Annotated in this window: 1 protein-coding gene; it reads left to right on the forward strand. The window is 68.0% G+C overall.

The window, feature by feature from the left end:
* The coding region (locus AC0L20_RS41985) for a LysR substrate-binding domain-containing protein (protein WP_473295992.1) at nt 1-231 on the forward strand (231 nt) is incomplete at both ends.

The following is a 231-nucleotide window of genomic DNA, read 5'->3' on the forward strand; positions in this document are numbered from 1 at the left end:
GGCGCACGCTTCTGCGCCGCCTACCCGGACGTGGTTATCGAGGTGGTGGCCGAAGACCGCCTGGTGGACCTGGTGGAAGAACAATTCGACGTCGCCATTCGCATCAACCCCCGCCCGGACAGCAACCTGGTCGGTCGATGCTTCGCCAGGGACCGCCGGGTGGTCGTGGCCGCGCCCGCCATACCCAAACCGCAGCCGGGTGCGATCCGGCAGGTGCCAGGCATCGTAACG

It is taken from the genome of Bradyrhizobium sp. Kon58, assembly GCF_055807455.1.